The organism is Chromatium okenii (assembly GCF_016583745.1).
Classification (GTDB): Bacteria; Pseudomonadota; Gammaproteobacteria; order Chromatiales; family Chromatiaceae; genus Chromatium; species Chromatium okenii.
Window position 1 is genome coordinate 57,864 of the sequence record NZ_NRRQ01000007.1, and the last position, 22,525, is coordinate 80,388.

General features: G+C 53.2%; 25 protein-coding genes. 17 read left to right on the top strand and 8 right to left on the bottom strand.

Annotated features, from left to right (window positions below; all coding sequences use genetic code 11):
* Positions 1-3: 3 nt before the first annotated feature.
* The 4 genes from flgC to CKO12_RS04100 all read right to left on the bottom strand — a co-directional run bounded on the left by flgC (position 4) and on the right by CKO12_RS04100 (position 2,868).
* Complete coding sequence (gene flgC, locus CKO12_RS04085; protein WP_200153462.1) at positions 4-426, bottom strand: flagellar basal body rod protein FlgC; 423 nt, start codon at positions 424-426, stop codon at positions 4-6.
* Between the two features lie 4 nt (positions 427-430).
* Entirely contained in the window at positions 431-835 is a 405-nt protein-coding gene (gene flgB, locus CKO12_RS04090; protein WP_200153498.1) for a flagellar basal body rod protein FlgB, read from the bottom strand.
* Positions 836-1,038: 203 nt separating this feature from the next.
* Positions 1,039-1,851, bottom strand: coding sequence for a CheR family methyltransferase (locus CKO12_RS04095; protein WP_200153463.1), 813 nt, complete (start codon positions 1,849-1,851; stop codon positions 1,039-1,041).
* Positions 1,852-1,944: 93 nt separating this feature from the next.
* Entirely contained in the window at positions 1,945-2,868 is a 924-nt protein-coding gene (locus CKO12_RS04100; protein ID WP_200153464.1) for a chemotaxis protein, read from the bottom strand.
* A 45-nt stretch (positions 2,869-2,913) separates the two neighbouring features.
* Between CKO12_RS04100 and flgA the strand changes: the two genes are divergently transcribed.
* The 6 genes from flgA to CKO12_RS04130 all read left to right on the top strand — a co-directional run bounded on the left by flgA (position 2,914) and on the right by CKO12_RS04130 (position 7,310).
* Positions 2,914-3,684 (top strand): flagellar basal body P-ring formation chaperone FlgA, encoded by a 771-nt coding sequence (flgA, locus tag CKO12_RS04105; RefSeq protein WP_200153465.1) that lies wholly within the window; start codon positions 2,914-2,916, stop codon positions 3,682-3,684.
* A 196-nt stretch (positions 3,685-3,880) separates the two neighbouring features.
* Positions 3,881-4,204 (top strand): flagellar biosynthesis anti-sigma factor FlgM, encoded by a 324-nt coding sequence (gene flgM, locus CKO12_RS04110; RefSeq protein ID WP_200153466.1) that lies wholly within the window; start codon positions 3,881-3,883, stop codon positions 4,202-4,204.
* Between the two features lie 73 nt (positions 4,205-4,277).
* Positions 4,278-4,778, top strand: a complete 501-nt coding sequence (locus CKO12_RS04115; protein ID WP_200153467.1) for a flagella synthesis protein FlgN — start codon at positions 4,278-4,280, stop codon at positions 4,776-4,778.
* 97 nt (positions 4,779-4,875) lie between these two features.
* Positions 4,876-5,625 (top strand): flagellar brake protein, encoded by a 750-nt coding sequence (locus CKO12_RS04120; RefSeq protein ID WP_200153468.1) that lies wholly within the window; start codon positions 4,876-4,878, stop codon positions 5,623-5,625.
* A 48-nt stretch (positions 5,626-5,673) separates the two neighbouring features.
* Positions 5,674-7,014 carry a flagellar hook-length control protein FliK gene (locus CKO12_RS04125; RefSeq protein ID WP_200153469.1) on the top strand — a complete coding sequence of 447 codons (1,341 nt, stop codon included), beginning with the start codon at positions 5,674-5,676 and terminating at the stop codon, positions 7,012-7,014.
* A complete protein-coding gene (locus CKO12_RS04130) occupies positions 7,014-7,310 on the top strand; it encodes an EscU/YscU/HrcU family type III secretion system export apparatus switch protein (RefSeq protein WP_200153470.1) in 297 nt (98 codons plus the stop codon). Before CKO12_RS04125 ends, CKO12_RS04130 begins: the two co-directional genes overlap by 1 nt.
* A gap of 73 nt (positions 7,311-7,383) precedes the next feature.
* On the opposite strand, the gene ppsA is transcribed toward CKO12_RS04130, so the two are convergent.
* Positions 7,384-9,756: a phosphoenolpyruvate synthase gene (gene ppsA, locus CKO12_RS04135; RefSeq protein WP_200153471.1), complete on the bottom strand. Its 2,373-nt coding sequence runs from the start codon at positions 9,754-9,756 to the stop codon at positions 7,384-7,386.
* 273 nt (positions 9,757-10,029) lie between these two features.
* Between ppsA and CKO12_RS04140 the strand changes: the two genes are divergently transcribed.
* Positions 10,030-10,659 (top strand): hypothetical protein, encoded by a 630-nt coding sequence (locus CKO12_RS04140; protein WP_200153472.1) that lies wholly within the window; start codon positions 10,030-10,032, stop codon positions 10,657-10,659.
* 69 nt (positions 10,660-10,728) lie between these two features.
* Here CKO12_RS04140 and CKO12_RS04145 read toward each other — a convergent pair whose 3' ends face one another.
* The gene (locus CKO12_RS04145) at positions 10,729-11,895 is read right to left on the bottom strand and encodes an esterase/lipase family protein (protein ID WP_200153473.1); all 1,167 of its coding nucleotides are present in this window, start codon (positions 11,893-11,895) and stop codon (positions 10,729-10,731) included.
* Between the two features lie 493 nt (positions 11,896-12,388).
* On the opposite strand from CKO12_RS04145, the gene CKO12_RS04150 reads away from it, so the two are divergent.
* Positions 12,389-12,973, top strand: coding sequence for an OmpA family protein (locus CKO12_RS04150; RefSeq protein ID WP_200153474.1), 585 nt, complete (start codon positions 12,389-12,391; stop codon positions 12,971-12,973).
* Positions 12,974-13,066: 93 nt separating this feature from the next.
* Here the strand turns inward: CKO12_RS04150 and purB are convergent, their stop codons facing one another.
* Both purB and CKO12_RS04160 read right to left on the bottom strand, forming a co-directional pair.
* Positions 13,067-14,440, bottom strand: a complete 1,374-nt coding sequence (gene purB / locus CKO12_RS04155; protein ID WP_200153475.1) for an adenylosuccinate lyase — start codon at positions 14,438-14,440, stop codon at positions 13,067-13,069.
* Positions 14,441-14,466: 26 nt separating this feature from the next.
* Entirely contained in the window at positions 14,467-14,865 is a 399-nt protein-coding gene (locus CKO12_RS04160) for a hypothetical protein (RefSeq protein ID WP_200153476.1), read from the bottom strand.
* A 103-nt stretch (positions 14,866-14,968) separates the two neighbouring features.
* On the opposite strand from CKO12_RS04160, the gene secA reads away from it, so the two are divergent.
* The 9 genes from secA to CKO12_RS04205 all read left to right on the top strand — a co-directional run bounded on the left by secA (position 14,969) and on the right by CKO12_RS04205 (position 22,493).
* The gene (gene secA / locus CKO12_RS04165; protein WP_200153477.1) at positions 14,969-17,785 is read left to right on the top strand and encodes a preprotein translocase subunit SecA; all 2,817 of its coding nucleotides are present in this window, start codon (positions 14,969-14,971) and stop codon (positions 17,783-17,785) included.
* Between the two features lie 2 nt (positions 17,786-17,787).
* Positions 17,788-18,999 carry a bifunctional glutamate N-acetyltransferase/amino-acid acetyltransferase ArgJ gene (gene argJ, locus CKO12_RS04170; protein WP_200153478.1) on the top strand — a complete coding sequence of 404 codons (1,212 nt, stop codon included), beginning with the start codon at positions 17,788-17,790 and terminating at the stop codon, positions 18,997-18,999.
* A complete protein-coding gene (locus CKO12_RS04175; protein WP_274599894.1) occupies positions 18,968-19,909 on the top strand; it encodes a Nudix family hydrolase in 942 nt (313 codons plus the stop codon). Before argJ ends, CKO12_RS04175 begins: the two co-directional genes overlap by 32 nt.
* Positions 19,909-20,775: a carboxylating nicotinate-nucleotide diphosphorylase gene (nadC, locus tag CKO12_RS04180; RefSeq protein ID WP_200153479.1), complete on the top strand. Its 867-nt coding sequence runs from the start codon at positions 19,909-19,911 to the stop codon at positions 20,773-20,775. The genes CKO12_RS04175 and nadC overlap by 1 nt, the downstream gene beginning before the upstream one ends.
* 214 nt (positions 20,776-20,989) lie before the next feature.
* Positions 20,990-21,319, top strand: a complete 330-nt coding sequence (locus CKO12_RS04185) for a hypothetical protein (protein ID WP_242466195.1) — start codon at positions 20,990-20,992, stop codon at positions 21,317-21,319.
* Positions 21,316-21,705: a type II toxin-antitoxin system HicB family antitoxin gene (locus CKO12_RS04190; RefSeq protein ID WP_200153480.1), complete on the top strand. Its 390-nt coding sequence runs from the start codon at positions 21,316-21,318 to the stop codon at positions 21,703-21,705. Before CKO12_RS04185 ends, CKO12_RS04190 begins: the two co-directional genes overlap by 4 nt.
* 212 nt (positions 21,706-21,917) lie before the next feature.
* Positions 21,918-22,094: a type II toxin-antitoxin system HicB family antitoxin gene (locus CKO12_RS04195; RefSeq protein WP_200153481.1), complete on the top strand. Its 177-nt coding sequence runs from the start codon at positions 21,918-21,920 to the stop codon at positions 22,092-22,094.
* A complete protein-coding gene (locus CKO12_RS04200) occupies positions 22,081-22,281 on the top strand; it encodes a type II toxin-antitoxin system HicA family toxin (RefSeq protein WP_200153482.1) in 201 nt (66 codons plus the stop codon). Before CKO12_RS04195 ends, CKO12_RS04200 begins: the two co-directional genes overlap by 14 nt.
* The gene (locus CKO12_RS04205) at positions 22,278-22,493 is read left to right on the top strand and encodes a type II toxin-antitoxin system HicB family antitoxin (RefSeq protein ID WP_200153483.1); all 216 of its coding nucleotides are present in this window, start codon (positions 22,278-22,280) and stop codon (positions 22,491-22,493) included. The genes CKO12_RS04200 and CKO12_RS04205 overlap by 4 nt, the downstream gene beginning before the upstream one ends.
* Positions 22,494-22,525 lie beyond the last annotated feature (32 nt).

Here is a 22,525-nt window from a genome sequence, read left to right on the forward strand (position 1 = left end):
CTCCTAATTCTGACCAACTTGCAGGGTACGTTGTAATAATTGGCGCGCAGTCGTCATTACTTCCACGTTGGCTTCATAGCTGCGAGATGCTGACATCATATTTGCCATTTCTTCAACCACGCTAATTGCTGGTCGAAAGACATAACCGTCGCCATTCGCTTGGGGGTGATTGGGTTCATAAGTTGGAATTGGTTGTGACGGAGCGTCAACAATATCAACCACGCGCACTGGCATTGCTGCTTGATCGGGGTCTTCTTTATCCAAAATCGTTTGAAATAACACCTGTTTGGATTTATAAGTTGCATCCGGTGTTTTAGAGGCAGTATTCGCATTTGCTAAATTCGATGCAACCGTATTTAAGCGGATAGATTGCGCAGTGAGCGCCGAGGCGGAAGTATTAAAAATGCGAAACAAATCACCACTCATGGCATTACTCCTTACGCAACGCAGCGCGAATTCCAGAAACGCGGCGACTTAAAAATTCAAGCGTGCTTTGATAGTGCATCGCATTATCTGCAAATGCTGCGCGTTCCAATTGCGGGTCAACGGTATTCCCATCAAGTGCAGGCTGGGCAGGAATACGATATAACAATGTTGGCGTAGCATCGACAGTGCGCCCGGGTAATTCCAAATGATTTGCCTGCGTTTTTACAATGTCTAATGTATTTCCTTTATCAACCAGCGTGGCTAATAAACCGCGCACATCAAAATCGCGTGACTTATACAATGGCGTATCAGCATTGGCGATATTTGATGCCAATAATTCCGTGCGATGCGCCTGTAATGTCATTGATGCCGGCAAGATGCCAAATGCTTTATCTAATGACAGGCTCATAGTCGAGTGCTCATCGCCAATAAAAGCGTATTGATCTGTGATGACATAGGAATCAGCAAAGGTTGTGCCAGTTGGGTTCAGGAGATGCCAATTCATCGTGGCGTTGTCGCGCCATTGCAGCCACCAGTGTTGTTATCGGCTGCTGAGGATGTCCGCTTGAGCGGCGGGGATGGAAATGAAAAAAGCTGAAGAAAAAGCGTTAGTTAGCGCCGGCGCAACATTGAGCCTTGCGGGGTGCGCAGAATTTCAAACGCATCGGTGTAAGAACCAACTGCTTCAGAAGCGCCGACAAACAGATAACCGCCGGGATCCATCTGGCGGGCAATGCCGTCAAAAATTCGACGTTTGGTATCGGTAGAGAAATAAATCAAGACGTTACGGCAAAATACGATCTCAAATTTTCCCAACGCGGTGTAGGAATCCATCAGATTGAGCTTTTGAAAGCGCACCCGCTGTTGAATATCCGCTTTGATGCGATGTCCGTTGGGCATCGTTTCAAAAAACCGCTGCCGCCGTTCTGCACTCAGCCCGCGCACGATGCTGAGACCGTCATAAATCCCCGACCGCGCTTGTGCTAACACGCCTTCCGACAAATCAGTCGCCAAAATGCTGACTGGTACCAACTTCGACGGATGACTGGTTTCCCATTCGTTCACGATCATGGAAATGCTGTAAGGCTCCTGACCGCTTGAGCAGGCCGCCGACCAGATGCGAATCGGCTTTTGTTTAGCTGCCAGCTCAGGAAAGACGATTTGTCGAAGCATTTCAAACGGATAGTTATCACGAAACCATGAAGTTTCATTGGTGGTCATCGCGTCGATGACCCGCGATTTCAGCGTCGGATCTGCCGAACGCCGCAAGGCACGCAATAGGTCTTCAACCTTGGCAAAGGCGAATTCATCGAGCAGACGCGACAGGCGACTAGAGACGAGATATTGACGGTTTTCACCGAGCACCAAACCACAGCAATCGGCAAGAAATCGGGAAAACTCGGCATAATCCTGCGCATCAATCACGGCTGAACCTTTGTGCTATGGACATCAATAAGGGAAACAACAGCCGCGCCCAGCGTTATATTGGGGTGCAGCAGGTTGCAATACGCGCATCAATTATGTTGGTCGCGCATGTTTAAGCACCGTTGATGCCAATTCATCAGGATCAAATTTGGCTAAAAACGCATTGGCACCAGCGCGTTTAACCATGTCGTGATTGAATTGACCACTGAGGGAAGAATGCAAGATGACATGCAAGTCTTTTAACTTATTATTTTCCCTAATTTTGCGGGTTAGTGTATAGCCATCCATGCGTGGCATTTCAATATCAGCAATGATCATCTCAATCGTGGAATTGACCAAATCTTCAGCGGCAAGTTCTTCGAGATATTGTAGTGCAGAAGCGCCGTCGGAGCGCGTTTCGGTGCGGAATCCCATTTCCAAAATGGCGCGTTCAATTTGCTTACGCGCCACCAATGAATCATCAACAATTAAAATCCGCCGGTCGTGATCTAAGGTTTTTGCTTGCTTTTGTACGTCTTCAGAAACGTCGCTTTTCAAATGATTGATTTGTGCAAAAACGCGCTCAACATCAATAATTTCTACCAAACGATTGTCCACTTCCGTCACTGCGACGAGATAACTCTCGCGTTCCGTACCCCGCGGCGGCGGTTTTACGGTTTCCCAATTCACATTCACAATACGATCAACCGCCGATACCCAAAATCCTTGTACGGAACGATTAAATTCAGTCACGATGACTTTTGCATCCAGATCATCGGCTGCTGGTTGTCCCGCCAAGCCAATTGCGAGCGCCAAATCAATCACCGATACCGTGCGCCCGCGAATGTTGGCAACGCCGCGCACCGTCGGATTGGAGCCGGGCAAATGACGCAAGGTGGGTTTGGCAATGACTTCGCGCACCTTAAACACATTAATGCCGAAGGCCTGTTTATTACCAAGATGAAACAACAATAATTCCATGCGATTATGACCAACCATACGAGTGCGTTGGTCAACATCATCAATAAAATGACTCATCAACAGTTCCCCAGATCAACAGTGATCGCGTTTAAGTCTAACAGGATGAGCGCGGCGCTTCTCGGCCGCCAGCGTTTCCGGTTGCGTTGCGCATGGCAAGGGTTGCGAACTTGGTTTGGGATCGGTCTGCTCCTGTGCAGTGCCAGTCTCAGCGCCCAAAGCGCGGGCACGGAAGAAGCGGCAATTGAACCATTGGAGCGGATTATGGCGACAGTGCGCTCCTTTGTGTTGGCATCACTCGGTGACGCGGCGGCAACCGCAACGCGGATTGACATCGGTCAATTAGATAGCCGTTTGCGCCTTGCTCGCTGTGCGCATCTGCCGACTGCTCAACTTGCGCCCGGTTCTCGCTCCCTCGATAACGGTACCGTCAACATTCGTTGCACGGCTCCGGTGACATGGTCAATTTTCGTGCCAGTGCAAGTTGAGCGAGAAGTGGCGGCGGTGGTCGTCACGCGCCCGTTGTCGCGCCAGCAGGTGATTACTGCCGCTGACGTGCGTTTAGAAGCGACCAGTTCGGCAAAACTTGCTAACGGCTATTTCGACACGCCAGAAAACGTGATCGGGCTGCAAACGAAACGGGCGCTGCTGCCCGGGCAGGTGCTCAATGATGCGCTGCTCACGCCCGCCAAGGTGGTGAAACGGGGGCAACAGGTCACGTTGATTGTGGTCACGCCCGGCGTGACGGTGCAGATGAAAGGGGAAGCGTTGGAAGATGGGGCGGTGGGGCAGCGGATTCGTGTGCGCAACAGTACATCCAAACAGATCGTAGAAGGTGAGATTGAGGCATCGGGGATGGTGCGATTACAGTTGTGAACTGCTACAACAGTGCGAACTGGTCTACAGTTTTCGCATCACCAGTCGTTATTGGACGCAAGGCTTGTGTTGATGCAAATCACAACTTTTTTCTGAAATCCAACTTAACGGAGGCAGCGAGACGAGCGACCTCACCGCGCCATGCACGGGGCGCTATTCCGCCCCGCCCTAAAGGTCAAGTTCTCGCGTAAAAATTATGAATATCAACGGCATAACCAACATCAGTTATCGCACTGAGGTGTCATCCTCAACCAGCAAAACGCGGCTCACTGAACCAGCCAGTACCGCGCCCGCCGTGAGAAGTGGCGGCACGAGCGAATTGCTCACCCTGACGCCGGCAGCACTCACGCTGAGTGCCGCTCGTGATGGAGCGGGTACCGTGCCCTTTAATGAGGAAAAGGTGGCGTCAATTCGGGCAGCAATTGCCGAAGGTCGTTATCCTGCCATTGATAATAAAAAGCTGGCGCAGCAAATTCTTGATTCTGATCTTGATTTTGCTCCGAAGCATTTATTCAAATAATGACCGTCAATTCAATTTAATACAGTCAACGGGTTCAAATTTAATTGCGGCATTCCACTGAGGTCATTGATCAATGAGCAGCCAGCCGACACTCACGCCACAACTGATTCATCATTTCGTGCAGGCGCTGATGCAGACGCTGCGGCTGCTGCAACAGTTGGAAACCACCATGCTGGATGAGACGCGGGCACTCGCCAGCCGTGATCCTGAACTGTTGCAACAAATCGTCATCCGCAAAGAGGCGCTGGTACACGCGGTGGAGCAGGAAACGCTCAAACAAAAGCAAAGTGTTGAAACGGCAGCGTATTCTTTCACCCCGGCTGGACTGGCGGCTTTCTTTGCGGCTGGCGCGGCACCGCAGATGGTGCGCGAGCAGTGGGCGCAGGTGTGTGCGTTGGGGCTGCGCTGTGCGCAACTCAATCAAGCCAATGCCCGTTTAATTGAGCAGGATCGCAAGCGCATTGCCGGTCTGTTGCGCATCCTCAGCGGTGATGACGCACCTTCAGCGACCTACACGCCGCAAGGACGCACACAATCAGCAAGTTCCCGCAGTCGCACCCTGATTCGCGCATAATTCGCGCATAATATGTGGAACACAATCGGCATTGGATTCACAGCTTGTTTAACTTTTTTTTATTAGATGCAACACAGTCGTCGCGGCGGGGTCATCCATGACAGCGACGAATCAGCCCGCAGCGCAGGATGCCAACAGTCATGTCGTCACCAATCCTGAGCGCATCACCGCCGTTCTCCATGAACTCCGCCAACAGTTGGTGTTGGTTGGGGTGCGAATCGGCACCGATGGTCCGTTATACAACTCGCTGTTGGTGCGGCTCGATCCCGAACAGCAACTGCTGTATTTAGATGAAATCAATTTGTTTGATGCGCGTGAGCAGATCGTGCTGGGCACCGAGATTCATGTGTATGCCAGTCTGCGCGGGATCGCCATTCATTTTCAGATGACGGTGGAACGCCTCATCAGCGAAGAGAATAAACAGCTTTACATCGGCGCTTATCCCAAACAAATCAATTATTTACAACGGCGCGATGTGTTTCGTGTCTCCCTGCCGCCTCACGAGCGCCGCAGCGTTGTGTTACAGCACGAATACTCCACAGAAGACTTCACTGCACGTCTCATTGATATTTCAGTAAAAGGTTTTTGTGTGGGGCTGTTGGAAGGCACCCTTGAGCGCAGCTTGTTAAAAACCCGCTTTCGCTATTCAGGCATGGAACTGCCCGGCTTGCGCACCCCGCTGTCTGGACACGCCCGCTTTGTTAATCTCCGTCCGTCAGCGCATTTAGGGATTGTTTCTGCTGGTTTTTATATCCTAGACCTTGATCCGCAAACCGAACGACTGCTCATGCGGGCGGCGCTTTACTATCAACGTGAGGCGCGGAAATTGGAATTTCGCCATGACTGATGTCGCTGCAAGCGGGCGCTGTCAGCGCATTTTCGCAGGTGTTGAGCGATGCCCGAGCCACTGCTGCCTCCTGTAATCAATGCTCGACAACTCACCGCACTTCAAGCTGCCGCCCCCACACCGGCTGCCAAGTTATCTCCCGCTCCTGCGCTTTCACCCGCGCCATCTGCCACCGCCGCGCACACTTGGCTTGACGGACAATTGCGCCAGCATTTGCCCCGCGCCCAGCCGTTGCGAACGACGCTAGAACGCTGGCATACGGCACTCGCCGCTGCCCCTAACACCCAGACCCGCAGCACTGAACATCAATTGTTGGCGACCTTTATCACGCAGTTGCCAACCGCCAAAGATTTGGTGACGCCACAACGCTTGGCGGACACCTTCCAACATTCCGGTCTCTGGCTGGAGGCGCAACTGGCAGAAACTGCGGCGTCGCCGTCACAACCAGCGCCTGATTTCAGTCAAGACCTCAAAGCACAATTGCTGTGTCTTGCCGCCGAGCTGCGAGCAGCCGCCAGCGCCAATCCGTCGCCGCCTCCCGCTGAAGCAACCGAGGTCGCAGTGGCGGAAATTATCAGCAGCGCGATCTTGGCGGAAGCAGCACCGGTCGTTGAGGACGCCTCAACCGCTGACAGCGAGACAGATGCTGACGCGGACTGCGAGGTTGGCGATGAATTGGACTGTGACGACGAGATTGATGAGGGAGATGACGACGATACGGAGCTGACAGTGGATGCTGACGGCGACGATGACGCCGATGCTGAGGATGATGGCGCAGCGACCTTTGCCGACGCGGAAGGTGATCCCAATTCCAACTCAGCAGAAACTGCGCCACAACTGCCTGAAATAATAGAAGAAGATGAAATAACCGCTGCAACGTCCGCTCCGCCCGCCGCTTCTGCTGCGGCAGCCAGTGACCGCGCATCAACGGCACAGGCGCTGCTCCGCGACATTGATGGTGTACTCGGACAGATGGTGACGTATCAACTGCTCAGTTTGGATGCGGCAACCGGACAAGCGCATTGGCAGTTGGAGCTGCCATTTCGAGCGCCCAGCGGGGCGATTTTTACCCTGACGACGGAATTGCACCAAAACCCGCGGCGGGATCCGAGCGGCGCTGAAAGTTGGACATTGCGGCTACAGCTTGATTTGCCGCGCCTCGGCCCGTTGGTGATTCAGCTCAGTGTCCGCGCTGACCGCCTTGATGCCGCTTTACAAGCGGGCACCGAAGCTGGCGCGGCAGTGTTGCAGGAACATTTGGCCACACTCCGCGCCCAATTGCTGGCGCAACGGCTGGAAGTGGCGAGTCTTTATGCTGGCTATCGTCCGTTATCTCCCGCGACTCCGCTGCTGCCGCCGCACTTGGCGCTGATTCGTGAGCTGGGTTGATGACGACTGCTGATCCGTCTCCGTCTCCCGCACCCACGCAGGCGGTGGCGCTCCAGTGGGATCGGCACCGCGCTCCGCGAGTGACGGCAATTGGTGAAGGGAAAACGGCGGAGGAAATCATCCGCATCGCCGAAGCTGAAGGAATACCGTTGCAATCGGATCCAATATTGGTGGCGGCGCTGGCGCAAATACCGCTGGGGCGCGAGATTCCGCCCAATTTGTATCTGGCAGTGGCAGAAGTATTGACGTTTGTATTTTTATTAGAAGGAATTGATCCGTATGCAGAAAACGAATAACAACGCACTAAAAATGCCAATAAAAAACCCCGCTCTTTCATCACAAAGAGCGGGGTTTTTATTGGATCAAAAATTACAGCGTCTTGGCTTGTTCGGCCAGATAAATCCAAGTATCAATCACGGTATCAGGATTGAGCGAAATGCTGCTGATGCCCTGCTTCAATAACCAATCCGCGAAATCTTTATGATCGGATGGCCCTTGACCGCAAATGCCCACATATTTGCCCTGAGCACGGCACGCAGTAATTGCCATCGACAGCATCTTTTTCACTGCCGGATCGCGCTCATCAAAGCTCTCCGCAACCAAACTGGAATCCCGATCTAATCCCAGCGTGAGCTGCGTCATATCATTGGAACCAATTGAGAAGCCGTCGAAATACTCTAAAAACTCATCGGCTAACACGGCATTGGATGGCAATTCGCACATCATAATTAACCGCAATCCATCTTTGCCGCGTTCCAATCCCTGCGCCGCCAATGCTGCAACAACTGCCTTCGCTTGTGCCAACGTCCGCACGAATGGAATCATAATCTCGACATTGGTTAATCCCATGTCATTGCGCACTCGTTTTAATGCCTCGCATTCCAATTCAAAGCACGCTTTGAAATTGTCGGCGATATAACGTCCAGCGCCACGGAAGCCAATCATCGGATTTTCTTCTTCGGGTTCATACCGCTTGCCGCCAATCAAATTGGCGTATTCATTCGATTTGAAATCCGACATCCGCACGATCACGGTATTGGGTGAAAAAGCCGCTGCCAGCGTCGAAATGCCTTCTGCCAACTTGGCAATATAAAACTCACGCGGGCTTGCATACGCAGCAATACGCGGCGTGATCTGCGCTTGTAATTCCGCTGGCAATTGATCGAATTCCAGCAGCGCCTTCGGATGAATACCGATCATGTTATTGATGATGAATTCCAGCCGCGCTAATCCCACGCCCGCATTCGGTGTCGCCGAAAACGCAAAAGCGCGATCTGGATTGCCGACATTCATCATAATTTTAACCGGAATCTCTGGCATCGCGGTTAATTCGATGGTTTTGTAATCGAATTCCAATTTGCCATCGTAAATATAACCGGTGTCACCCTCGGCACAACTGACCGTCACCAATTGCCCTTCTTTCACAATCTCAGTGGCGTTATTGCAGCCAACTACTGCCGGAACGCCCAATTCACGCGCAATAATTGCGGCATGACAGGTTCTTCCCCCACGATTAGTCACAATCGCCGCCGCCCGTTTCATAATCGGCTCCCAATCGGGATCGGTCATATCGGTAATCAGCACATCGCCGGGCTGGACGCGATTCATATCGGCGATGCTTTCCACCACCCGCGCCACGCCCGCGCCAATGCGACTGCCGATGCTGCGTCCGCTGGTCAGAATCGGCGCTTTTTCGCGCAGGATGTAACGCTCGATGATGTTGCCGGAGCGACTTTGCACCGTCTCAGGCCGCGCCTGCACGACGTAAATTTTGCCGTCCATGCCATCTTTTGCCCATTCGATGTCCATCGGACGACCGTAATGCTGCTCGATTTGCATGGCCTGCTTCGCCAATTCCTCCACTTCGGCATCGCTGATGCTGAACAACGGGCGCATCTCTTCCGGCACTGGCTCCGTGCGCACCGGGCTGGCAGCGCCAGCTTCGGCGTACACCATGCGGATGGCTTTATCGCCGACGGTGCGGCGCAAAATCGCGGGGCGACCGGCAGCAAGTGTCGGTTTATGCACATAAAATTCATCGGGATTGACCGCGCCTTGCACGACCATTTCGCCCAAGCCGTAGCTGGCGGTGATGAATACGGCGTCGCGGAAACCAGACTCGGTGTCGAGCGTGAACATCACGCCAGATGCCGCTAAATCGCTGCGCACCATGCGCTGAATGCCAGCGGACAGCGCGACGTTGCGATGCTCAAAACCTTGGTGAACGCGGTAAGAAATGGCGCGGTCGTTGAATAGCGAGGCGAACACTTCTTTGATGCGATGTTTGATGTGATCCAAACCTTTGACATTCAAAAAGGTTTCTTGCTGACCAGCAAAGGACGCATCCGGCAAATCTTCCGCCGTCGCCGACGAGCGCACCGCCCACGACACTTCGCTGCCAGCGGCGGCAGTCAATTGGGCATACGCGGTATCAATTGCGGTTTCCAGCGCAGTCGGGAACGGTTGCTCCAACACCCAGCCGCGAATGCGCGGGCCAGCTTCAGCGAGCGCAGCAACGTCATCAACATCCAGCGTGTCGAGAATGGTTTGAATCCGCTCATCCAAGCCTTCGTGCGCGAGAAATTCGCGGTAGGCATCGGCGGTGGTGGCGAATCCGCCCGGCACTTGGACGCCGAGATCGGTGAGGTTTTGGATCATCTCACCGAGCGAGGCGTTTTTGCCGCCCACGACGGGCACGTCTTCCATTCCTAAGTCTTTGAGCCAGCGGACATAATCGGTCATCGTTTGCGTTCTCTAGGTGGTGAAAAAATGCGAGCCACTCCATCAAACGCCCAAAGCGTCGCCGAACTGCTCGCTGTACGTTTGGTTATGATGCAACTGCAACATGATTAAGATCAATGAAAATTGCTGCACTTGCGAAAAAGCCGTTATTAAATCAGCAATAACGCACCACGCAGGATTTTGATCTGATCCCATCTCCGCATCTGAGCAACCAGACCAGACTTGTATTAACCTTGCTGTTTATTTGACGTTCTAACGATAGGATCAACCTCAATGAGTGAAGTAACCCCCGGCTTGATGCCCGCAGCTTTAAGCAATATCGGCAGCACCAAAGTCATTATCGGCGGCGTGATCGTGCTGGCAATTTTTGGCGTTTCACACGCGATTTCTAACGGCATGATTGGTGCGGAAGCGCCGAGCTTTACGACCGAACAATTGAGCGCCAACTTGGCGCGGATCGGCACCGTCAACCTCACCAAACCCGTCGCACCACCAGCGCCAGTCGCTGCGCCAGCTCCAGCGGTCGTTGAAGCACCAGCTCCGGCAGTTGACGCCGCACCTGCGGCTGAAGCGCCAGCTCCGGTTGACGCCGCACCAGCAGCAGAAGCTCCGGCAGTTGACGCCGCACCTGCGGCTGAAGCAGAAGCGCCAGTAGTCGAAGCCGCACCTGTGGCAGTTGAGACCGCACCTGCGGCTGAAGCGCCAGCTCCGGTTGACGCAGCATCTGCGCCAGCAGCGGAAGCTCCGGCAGTCGAAGCGCCAGCTCCAGTTGAAGCTGCACCAGCAGCTCCGGCAGCAGTTGAAACTGCGCCTGCTCCAGTTGCCGCTCCGATGCCGCATCCGCAACCGGAATGGATGCTGCACATGGCACCACTGAGCACACCAGCGCGGTCGCCACGATAACCTGCCAGCCGTCATCACGCAGTCGTTTGGCTGCGTGATGATCCGTTTTAATCAAATCAATTCAATTATTTATCTTCGCGGCGCTGCCGGAAGTGCTGGCGCAGGATTAACGCTGCGCGGCACGGCAATTTCGCCACTCCACGCTTGCAGCATTTGCACCAGCGGCGCAATCGCCACCGGCTCAGGATCGGTCGATACCGCCCGCGTGAGCAGCCCGCGATGCGATGCCGGCAGCGCGAGCGGCGCTGGCGCATTCGGCAGCGCGAGCGCCTCCAGCGGTAACACGCCATCGCCGAGCTTGGCACCCAACTCTGTCCACCACGCCATCAACGCTTCTTGAAACTCCACCACCGCCGTCGCCTTGACCAAGGCCGCGATGCTGGCGGTCATTTGCGGCGTTGGTGCGGTCAACACGCCACCAATCAGTTGCAATCCCACCGTTTCCGGCCACGCTTGTGCATTGAGCGCAGTGAGCGTGGCGCTGCCGGGCTGCACATCAAGAACGGCAGCAGCGGTGCCATCGCGCAGCGCCGCAAAGAGCGCAAACCGCCGTTCTGTGTCATATAAAAATTGATCGCGCAGTTCCAACCACACCCGCAGTCGCGCCCAGTCGGTGCCTTGATTGGGCGTCGCAATCAGCACCGCGCCGCGCACCACCGCACCCGTGCTGCGCGGCGGACTGCCGACCGGATGCCGCCAGCGGGTGATGAACTCGCGGAGCACCAGCCCGCCCAGATCGTGACCAATCACAATCACCGGGCGTGTCGTCGGCAGCGTTGCCCACCGCTGCGCAAAATCCTGCGTGATCGCGTCAAGGGATTGATCTTGCGGGTAGCGAAATTCCCACACCTCAAAACCAGCGGCATCCAACACCGGAAACAGGTCATGCCAGATGTTGCCGGGCTCATCCATGCCATGCACCAACACGATGCGCGGTTGTCTTGAATTCACCGCCCGCACCCGCTGCTCCAGCCCGTACCAACCATCATTGACGGGAGTGGGCGACTGCGGGAACCAGCGCCGTAATTGTTCCTGCACGATCACGCCCAGCGTGCGATTTTGGAACGTGCGCTGGTGCGAGTCGTTGCCCCACCACGTCAACGGCAGCGCCAATGCAATCAGCGCCAATAAACCGATCAAGGTCGGACGAATCCAGCGCGGCGGCTGGCGCAGTAGGTTTTGACTGCGGCGCTGAGACAGGGGTCGCGCAGCAGAACGAGGCGGTGGTGGTTTCATCAAAAACGATCCTAAACAAGAAAATAATTGCGACTGTGATGCGGCTCAATGGCGTGGCAGTCGTGGTAAAAAAATGACGAACTGCGGCGTGGACAAAAAAATCTGGTTCCAAGCGTTTGGCGTCGGTGTTGCACAAATTAGAGTGACGCAGTTGCGGATATAAGTGATTGATTGCGTTGTCAGTTATTACTGATCGCTAACAACCGTGCTTTTCACTGCCAACCGCCAACTGACAACTGACAACTTTTTTGCAACTGCGCCACCCGTAAGCAACTGTCGCATTCAAAAAACATTCGTGGTAAATATGACACGAAGGCAGAAAAAGTTGCTCTTTTGAGGCAGTTGTGGGCTAAAATGTCTGTGGTTTTACTTTGCGACTTGATCTGGTTCCGTCGCAAAAGCATGACGCTGTTGTTTTTTGCAGACGACTTGCCGCATTGTCAGCGTTGGCTCTTTGGTCAACCATCTTCACTTTTGCAATAGGATTTTGAATATGCACACCTCACTCCCGATGTCACGTTTAGCCACCGCGTTGGTGATTGCTCTGAGTGTGACCGCTCCACTGGCGGCACAGGCAGGCGATGATTACAACGATGAGCATTTTTGGTCAGCGCAACCAGAAGGCACTGCCTGGGTGAATAACTATGATGAATGTTGGCAGAGTTTGCATGGCGATGGCGACTTGTCGCCCTGCACCAAAGCTGCGCCAGTGGCAGCAGTTCCCAAAGAATTCACGGTGCGCTTAAATTTTGAATTTGATAAATACCAACTGAGCAACATCGTCAACGATAATGAATTGCGGCGCTTGGATGATTACATTACACAAGTGAAGGAAACGCCGACCCGCGAACAGATTTCATTGACCGGTCACACTGATGCGAAAGGATCAGATGAATACAATTACCGGCTGGGACAACGCCGCGCTGAGACCGTGCGTGAATACATGGTGAGCAAAGGCGTTCCTGCGAGTGACATCGTGTCAGTAAAAAGTCGCGGCAAGCAAGACATGATTCCCGGGGTTGATATTTATTCAGTTGAGCAACGTCGGGTGAAAATTAACGCCGAATACGACGGTTAATGTCAATCTTCGCTACCAGTTCGCTGTGAATAAAAAGCCGATTTCAATCACGAAATCGGCTTTTTATTGTCTATCAAATGCTCGCCAGTCGCCTTATACCGCCAGCGCCAATTGCGCCGCAATTCCTACATAGGTCGCCGGCGTTAATGCCCGCAATTCCAATTGCGCTGCGATTGGCAATTCTAAGCCAGCAACAAACGCATCTAATGCTGCCGCACTGATCCGCTGCCCGCGTGTCAATTCCTTGAGTTTTTCATAGGGTTCCGCCACACCATAACGGCGCATCACCGTTTGAATTGGCTCGGCGAGCACTTCCCAATTCGCCTCTAAATCTGCGGCTAATCGCGCTGGGTCTGCTTCTAATTTACTGATGCCTTTCAAAGTCGAATGCAAAGCAATGGTTGTATGCGCAAAGCCAACGCCGAGATTGCGCAATACCGTTGAATCAGTGAGATCACGCTGCCACCGTGAAAGGGTTAATTTGCCGGCGAGATGTTCCAAAATCGCATTGGCTAAACCGAGATTGCCTTCCGCATTTTCAAAATCAATCGGATTCACTTTATGCGGCATGGTTGAAGAACCAACTTCACCAGCGACCGTCCGTTGTTTGAAATAACCGAGCGAAATATAGCCCCACACATCGCGGCAAAAATCACTCACAATGTTATTAAACCGCACCACACCATCAAATAACTCCGCCATATAATCATGTGGCTCAATTTGCGTGGTGTACGGATTCCAAGTTAAACCCAATGAAGTGACGAATTCCTGCGCGAGTTCTGGCCAATTCACTTGCGGATAAGCAACGTAATGGGCGTTGTAATTTCCAACTGCACCGTTGATTTTTCCAAGCAAGATCACATCGGCAATGCGTTGACGCTGCGTGCGCAACCGATACACCACATTTGCGATTTCTTTACCGAGTGTAGTTGGCGTAGCAGGTTGCCCGTGAGTACGCGCCAACATGGGTTGCGCCGCATAACGATGTGCAAGTTCACGCAGCGCAGCAATTAATTGATCCATATCCGGCAATAGCACTTGCGCACGTCCTTCTTGCAACATTAACCCGTGTGCAAGGTTATTGATGTCTTCTGAGGTGCAGGCAAAATGAATGAATTCGCTCACCGCTGCCAATTCAGCATTATCAGCGATCCGTTCTTTCAAAAAATACTCAACAGCTTTCACATCGTGATTCGTGGTGCGCTCAATCTCTTTAATGCGTTGCGCATCAGCGAGCGTGAAATTGTCAGCAATGTGATTGAGTAATTGCATCGCTGCCGCAGAAAAAACGGGCACTTCCGCAATCGCAGGATGCTGTGACAAGTGTTGCAACCAGCGAATTTCAACCCGCACGCGCTGGCGCATTAAACCGTATTCACTAAACAGCAAGCGCAATGCCGCTGTGCGGGCAGCATAACGCCCGTCAACTGGTGAAATAGCGGTGAGCGTGGACAGTTCTATCGACATCATTTCATTCCCCAAAAATTGTATTTTTATTTCATCTGTGCAGGCGGAAATTCACCATCTGCCCAAGTACGGCGAGCGGGCACACCCAGCACTGGAATCAATAGCGGTGCGAATTGTAGCAGTGACCAGAGATTGAATTCTAGCGCATCCCAGCCGCCAAATGCGACAATTGCCCATACGATAGACAGCATAAATAACGTATAGGGCGCTAATAATAATTGCCAATATGGGCGCAATGGATGCCGCCAAGGAGCGCAATAATAAATCATTCCACCCGCCACTGCGGTCAATAGCAATCCACTTGCGCTTGCTCGCCATTGTCCTTGCCAACCACACTGCATTGCCAGCGCCGCGACCCATATAAAACCGCCCAGCCAGCCGAGTGTCCAGCCGAATTGTTCACCGCGCCGCCGGTTGATGCGCATTTTTTATTCTCCTGAATTCCGCGCCGCGCCGCCTAATCAGCCGCCGAGCGGAAAATCCAGTATGATTCAACGATTTTTCTAACCAGGTATTCATATTTCTCCGATGGTTACTCGTCTGTTTAAGAAGATTTTTGGGAGCCGCAATGAGCGGCTGGTGAAAACGCTGCTGAAATCTGTGGCGCAAATCAACGCGCTGGAAACGCAGCTCGCGCCGCTTTCCGACGCGGAATTGACCGCTAAAACCGCAGAATTTCGCCAGCGGTTGACCACCGGCGCAACACTTGACAGCTTGCTGCCGGAAGCGTTCGCCGTCGTGCGCGAAGCGGGCAAGCGCGTGCTCGGAATGCGCCATTTTGACGTGCAAATGGTCGGCGGCATGGTGCTCAACGACGGCAAAATCGCCGAAATGCGCACCGGCGAAGGCAAAACGCTGGTCGCCACCCTCGCCGCTTATCTCAATGCGCTGCCTGCCAAAGGCGTACACGTCGTCACCGTCAATGATTATTTAGCGCGTCGTGATGCCGCGTGGATGGGGCGTTTATATCATTTTCTCGGTTTATCAATTGGTGTCATCAATTCATCTGGCGGTTTAGGCCCTGATGTCTCCTCTTATCAATTCGATCCGCAATACGAAGCGCATGAAAATGATGGCGGTTATCGTCATTTGCGTCCAGTCACGCGCAAACAAACCTATGCTGCTGACATTACCTACGGCACGAATAATGAATTCGGTTTTGATTACCTGCGCGACAATATGGCATTTACGCCGGAACAGCGCACGCAACGCGAACCCTTTTTCGCTATTGTTGATGAAGTGGACTCCATTTTAATTGATGAAGCGCGGACGCCGCTCATTATTTCTGGCACCTCTGAAGGCAGCACTGAACTCTATCAACACATCAATAAACTGATTCCGCGTTTAACTCGGCAAGCGCCGATCACCAACGATGAAGGGAAACCTGATTTTGGTCCCGGTGATTATTCAGTTGATGAGAAACTGCGGCAGGTGTATCTCAGTGAAGAAGGGCATGAAAAAGTCGAGCAGATGTTGGTAGAAAGTGGGCTGCTTGATGAAGGCGCAGTGCTATATGATCCCAGCAATATCGTATTGATGCACCATGTCTATGCGGCATTAAAAGCGCATGTCTTGTTTCAAAAGAATGTCGAATATATCGTCCGCGATGGACAAATTATCATCGTGGATGAATTCACTGGACGCACCATGCCCGGGCGGCGCTGGTCAGAAGGATTGCATCAAGCAGTAGAGGCGAAAGAAGGCGTCGCTATTCAATCCGAAAACCAAACGATGGCGTCGATTACCTTTCAAAATCTATTCCGTTTATATCCCAAGCTCGCTGGCATGACTGGCACGGCTGACACTGAAGCCTATGAATTCCAACAGATTTATGGGCTAGAAGTGGTCGTGATTCCCACCAATCAACCGATGATCCGCGATGATCGTGGTGATTTGGTGTATTTAACGCAGAATGAAAAATATCAGGCCATCATTACTGATATTCAGGATTGCGTGCGACGCGGGCAGCCGGTATTGGTGGGCACTGCATCAATTGAAACTTCGGAATTGGTGTCGGCGCTATTAAAACAACACGGCATCACTCATGAAGTGTTGAATGCGAAACAGCATGAGCGTGAGGCGGGAATTATTGCGCAAGCCGGTAAACCCGGCGCAGTGACGATTGCAACCAATATGGCCGGTCGCGGTACTGATATTGTGCTCGGTGGTAATTTAGAGGCGGAATGTGCTGCTGCGGGAGTGAATGAAGATATTGATCACATTCGTACAACTTGGCAAGCGCGTCATGCACAAGTGATTGCTGCTGGTGGGCTGCATGTCATTGGTACTGAACGCCATGAATCGCGGCGTATTGACAACCAATTGCGCGGGCGTTCTGGGCGACAAGGTGATCCGGGTTCATCGCGCTTTTATTTGTCATTGGAAGACAATTTGATGCGGATTTTTGCCTCCGAGCGCGTCGGTAAAATGATGCAGCGGCTTGGAATGCAAAATGGTGAAGCGATTGAACATCCTTGGGTCACGAAGTCGATTGAAAATGCGCAGCGCAAGGTTGAAGGGCGCAATTTTGATATTCGCAAGCAATTATTAGAATATGACGACGTGGCGAATGATCAGCGCAAAGTCATTTATCGGCAGCGCCGGGAATTGATGGATAGCGTGGATATTTCCGAGACCGTTGATGCCATGCGCGAGGATACGTTGCAGGCAATTATCAATGCGCACATTCCACCAGAAAGTTTGGAAGAGCAATGGGATATTGCGGGCTTGACGGCAGCATTAACTGATCTATTCGGCGGTGAGTGGCCAATTCAATACTGGCTGGATAGCGATGACCGTTTGCATGAAGAGAGTTTGCGCCGCCGTATTCACGATACGCTCATTGCCCGCTATACCGAACAGGAAGAACAAGTTGGGGCAGCGCAATTGCGGCAGATTGAAAAAGCGGTGATGTTGCAAACGCTTGACAGTGAATGGAAAGATCATCTGGCGGCAATGGATTATCTGCGCCAAGGAATTCATTTGCGCGGTTATGCGCAAAAGAATCCGAAACAGGAATACAAGCGCGAGGCATTTGAAATGTTTTCGGCAATGCTCGATACCATTAAACATGATGTGGTGACGACGTTGGCGCGATTGCATATTGGCGCTGCGCCTGCGCCGCTTAATTTCGCTCCGCCATTGCCGACGTTTGAATTCAAACATGATGAATTTCATGGTTTTGCGGATGATGAGACTGAAGCGCCAGCCGCTGCGGATGCAGAACATAAAACGGCTCCCGTATCACAACCGTTTATTCGCACGAATGAAAAGATCGGGCGCAATGATCCTTGTCCGTGCGGTTCGGGTAAGAAATACAAACAATGCTGCGGTAAAGCGAGTTGAAAATGAACGGAGTTGAACTTTCATTTTTACCGGTCGCCGGAGTGCAATTGGCGACCGGCGCGGCGGGTATTCGTTATCACGGGCGCGATGATTTGCTGGTGTTGGCACTCGCGCCGGGCAGCAGCGCCGCCGCCGTGTTCACCCGCAATGCCTTTTGTGCTGCGCCGGTCACGTTGGCGCGGCAGCATTTGGCGACGACTGCGCCGCGTTATTTGCTCATCAATTCCGGCAACGCCAACGCTGGAACCGGCGAGCGCGGGCTGATTGACGCGCAGGCTTCGTGCGCAGCGTTGGCGGAGCTAACTGCTTGTTTACCTGAGCAAATTCTGCCGTTTTCGACCGGCGTGATCGGCGAACCGCTGCCGGTGGAGCGCCTCGCGGCTGCGCTGCCGGAGCTGTTGACGCGGCTGGATGCGAGCGCGTGGCCGCTCGCAGCGCGGGCGATTATGACGACCGACACGGTGCCCAAACTGGTCTCGCGTCAATTTGAGTTGAATGGTCAGACGGCGACGGTGACGGGCATCGCCAAAGGTGCGGGGATGATTTGCCCGAATATGGCGACGATGCTGGCGTTTATTGCCACTGATGCCACTGTTGCGCCTGCGCTACTACAACGTTGTTTGGAGCAGGCAGTTGCCGGTTCATTCAACGCAATTACGATTGACGGCGACACATCAACCAACGATTCCTGCGTGTTGATTGCCAGCGGTGCGCTCGGCAACCCGTTGATTGATCACGCAGAAAGTGCCGAATATGCGGCGCTGCAAACCGCCGTTGATGCAGTGTGTCTGGAATTAGCCACTGCGATTGTCCGCGATGGCGAAGGCGCAACTAAGCTGGTGACGGTGCGGGTGGACGATGCGGCAGATGTTGCGGAAGCGCGACAGGTCGCCTACACCATCGCGCACTCGCCGCTGGTGAAAACGGCGCTGTTTGCGTCCGATCCGAATTGGGGGCGGATTTTGGCGGCAGTCGGACGCGCTGGCGTGACGGATTTGGACATCGCCCGCGTGCAAATTGATCTCGGCGACGTGCGAATCGTCAGCAATGGCGGACGCTCGCCGGAGTACACCGAGGCGGCTGGCGCGGCAGTGATGGCGGCTGCGGAGATTGTGATTCGCGTCATTTTAGGGCGCGGAACGGCGGCAGCGCAGGTCTTAACCTGTGATTTTTCTTACGATTATGTCCGCATCAATGCCGAATATCGCAGTTGAGCGCCCACCGCTGCACGTCATGGTTGGCATCATTCGGGACGCGAGCGGACGGGTGCTGATTAGCCAACGTCCGCCGCAGGTCGCGCACGGCGGGTGCTGGGAATTTCCCGGCGGTAAAGTCGAGCGCAGCGAAACGCCGGAGCAGGCGCTGGCGCGGGAATTGGCGGAGGAGTTGGGCATTGCAGTTTTAGCCAGCCAGCCGCTGCGGGTGGTGCGCCATGTGTATCCGCCGCAGACCGTGTTGCTGGACGTGCGGCAAGTGACTGATTTTGTGGGTATCCCGCACGGATGCGAAGGTCAGCCGCTTGACTGGCAATTGCCGACAGCGCTTGATCCGAGCGTCTTTCCCGCCGGAGATCGCCCAATTATCAATCTGTTACGTCTGCCGCCATTGCTGCAAATCACTGACGCTGATCTGGCGCTGGCGCGGGGAATTCAACTGCTGCAATTTCGCGCTCACGACCGCACCGATACCGAATACAACCAATTGGCGCGTCAACTCTTTGCTCGCTGCGAACAGCACGGCGTGCGGCTGGTGCTCAATCGCGCTCCCGACCGCGTCATCAATGTGCCGCGACACGGGCTGCATCTCACCAGCCATCTATTGATGACGCTGACCGCTCGCCCCGGCAGCGCGACCGAATTGATTGGCGCGTCCTGTCACGATGCCGCGCAGTTGGCGCAGGCCGAGCGGCTCGGTTTGGATTACGCGCTGCTCTCGCCGGTACAAAAAACTGCCAGCCATCCCGATGCGATGCCGCTGGGCTGGGCGCGATTTGCGGAATTGGTGGAACCGCTGGCGCTGCCGGTGTACGCGCTCGGCGGTGTGACGCCAGCGGATTTACCGACGGCGCGGGGACACGGAGCACACGGAATCGCTGGAATACGCGGATTTTTTGGAGATTGCTGATGACGACTTTAACGCTTGATTTAACAGCAGATTTACCCGCTCCCGCCCTGATCGCCGCGCAGGTGGCGACAGCGTTGGCGGAGGATGTGGGCACGGGCGATTTAACTGCTGCGCTGCTGCCTGCCGGACAAACGTTGCGGGCGGAGTTAATCACCCGCGAAGCGGCGACGCTGTGCGGAAGTGCTTGGTTTGAAACGGTTTTCAAACAGCTTGATCCGACGTGCTGCGTGAGTTGGGCAGCGCATGACGGCGAACGCATCGCGCCGGGGCAGCGGTTGTGCAGCGTGGAGGGCAACAGCCGCGCATTGCTGACTGGTGAACGCACGGCGATGAATTATCTGCAATTGTTGTCGGGGACGGCGACGCGAGCGCGGCACTTTGCGGATGCGGTCGCGGGGCTGCCGGTGCAGGTGTTGGATACGCGCAAAACCTTGCCGGGCTTGCGGCTTCAGCAAAAATACGCGGTGCGCTGCGGCGGGTGCCACAATCACCGCATCGGGCTGTTTGACATGATTTTAATCAAGGAAAACCACATCTTAGCGGCGGGTTCGATCCACGCTGCGCTCGCAGCGGCGCAGGCGCTGAAGGCGGGAGTGGCGATTGAGATTGAAGTGGAATCGCTCGCGGAATTGGATGAGGCGTTGGCGGGTGGAGCGCAGTTGATTTTGTTAGATAATTTTTCGCTGGCGCAGTTGCGCGAGGCGGTCGCGCTCACCTCTGGGCGGGCGCAGTTGGAAGCGTCTGGCAATATGAATCTGACGACGCTGCGAGCAGTGGCGGAAACTGGCGTCAATCGGATTTCGGTCGGCGGTTTAACCAAAGATGTGACGGCGGTGGATTTGTCGCTGCGGCTGGTGGCGAAATAAAAAAATCGAATGAGCAATTGCCAATTCGACTGCATTTTTCATAACAACTGATGTCAATCAGTGCGTTTCAAGTTCGCTCTGCAATTCTGTTGTCTTTTCTAAAGCCTCTTGGTTAAGCAGTTGCGCGTAAGGAATTGAACGCCGCAGCTAATCGCTTAATACTTCATGTTCACCGCTGTAATTCTGCCAATTTCATCACCTTTGGAGAATGACAATGCTTGACCGACCATATGCGATCTTTTCATGCACTGGTGCGTGGGGCGGATTGCCAATCAGAATTAGAAGTGCTGTCATTTTTATGAACACACGCGATAAAAATCTTGCTCGAATGCGCAACAATCCACTTAATTGGAGAATTGATGATTTGCATCATGTAGCACAGCATTATGGCATCGATTGGCGCAATGAAGGTGGAAGTCATCATGTATTTTCTTTTCCCGGCATAGAAGAAGATGTCTGCGTTCCAGCACATCGTCCTCTCAAGCCTATTTATGTACGGCGTTTTGTAGCACTAGTCGATCAAATCAGGGAATTAAGCCAATGAGTGAAATTAAAATTGCACATGTTGAAGCTCCATATCCGTTTGAAGCATATACCCGCATCGTCGCGCCATTAACGGCAGCAGATGGTGGTGGTTATTTAATTACTTTTCCTGATCTGCCCGGCTGCATGTCGGATGGTGCAACTGAAGCGGAAGCAGTGACTAATGCACGGGATGCGTTTTCGGCATGGATGTCTGCTCGCGCTGATTTAAATAAACCCATTCCCAAACCCACTCATTACGGTGAAACTGCCGCACCAGTGCGCTTGGTGCAGCGTTTACCGCGTAGCTTGCACGCCAATTTGGTGGCTCGTGCCAAGGCAGAAGGAACTTCGTTAAATACGTTAGTCACGATGCTGTTGGCAGAAGGAGTTGAACGCCGCAGCTAATCATTTAATACTTCATGTTCACCGCTGTAATTCTGCCAATTTCATCACCTTTGGAGAATGACAATGCTTGACCGTATGCAATCTTTTCATGCACTGGCGCGTGGGGCGGGATTGATCGCTCTGCTCGTGCTGACTATTCCCGCATCTGCCGCCAGTTAATTTCATTTTTAATGAACACACGACACAACTCAAAATATAAGGAGGAGCAAACCATGCTGTTTAGCTGCACTGCCAGATATACGCCCTTAAACAAGGGACTCGTTGAGTGGCCAGAAGTCGTGACGGAGGGAATTGATCTTGATGATTGTCGCTTGCTACTCCGCGACGCGCTGAATGAAATGATTTTAGCTTATCAAGCACTCGGTCAGGATATTCATGCCAAAAATTAGAGTGCTAAAAAATCGTCTGTTAAAAGCAGGCTGTGTTTGCGAGAATGCAAAAGGCAGTCATACGAAATGGTCGCATCACCTGTTGGTTAATAAGCTGATTTTATCTGGTAATGATGGCGCTGATGCAAAACCTTATCAGGAAAAGCAAATTACTGACTATCTAAAAGAAATCACGGAGGCGCAATGACTCACCATTACAGTATTTTTATTCAATGGTCTGAAGAAGATCAGTGTTACATCGCTTCGCTGCCTGAGTTTGGATCTTACGCACATACGCACGGCGCAACCTATGATGAAGCATTGCAAAATGCCAAAGAAGTATTGACACTGTTGATGATGGAAACCATGCCGTTACCTCATCCAAACACCTATCACTCACATCAAGCTGTTATTGTTTAGCGGCATTTTCTGACGTTTTGCACTCTCGTCCC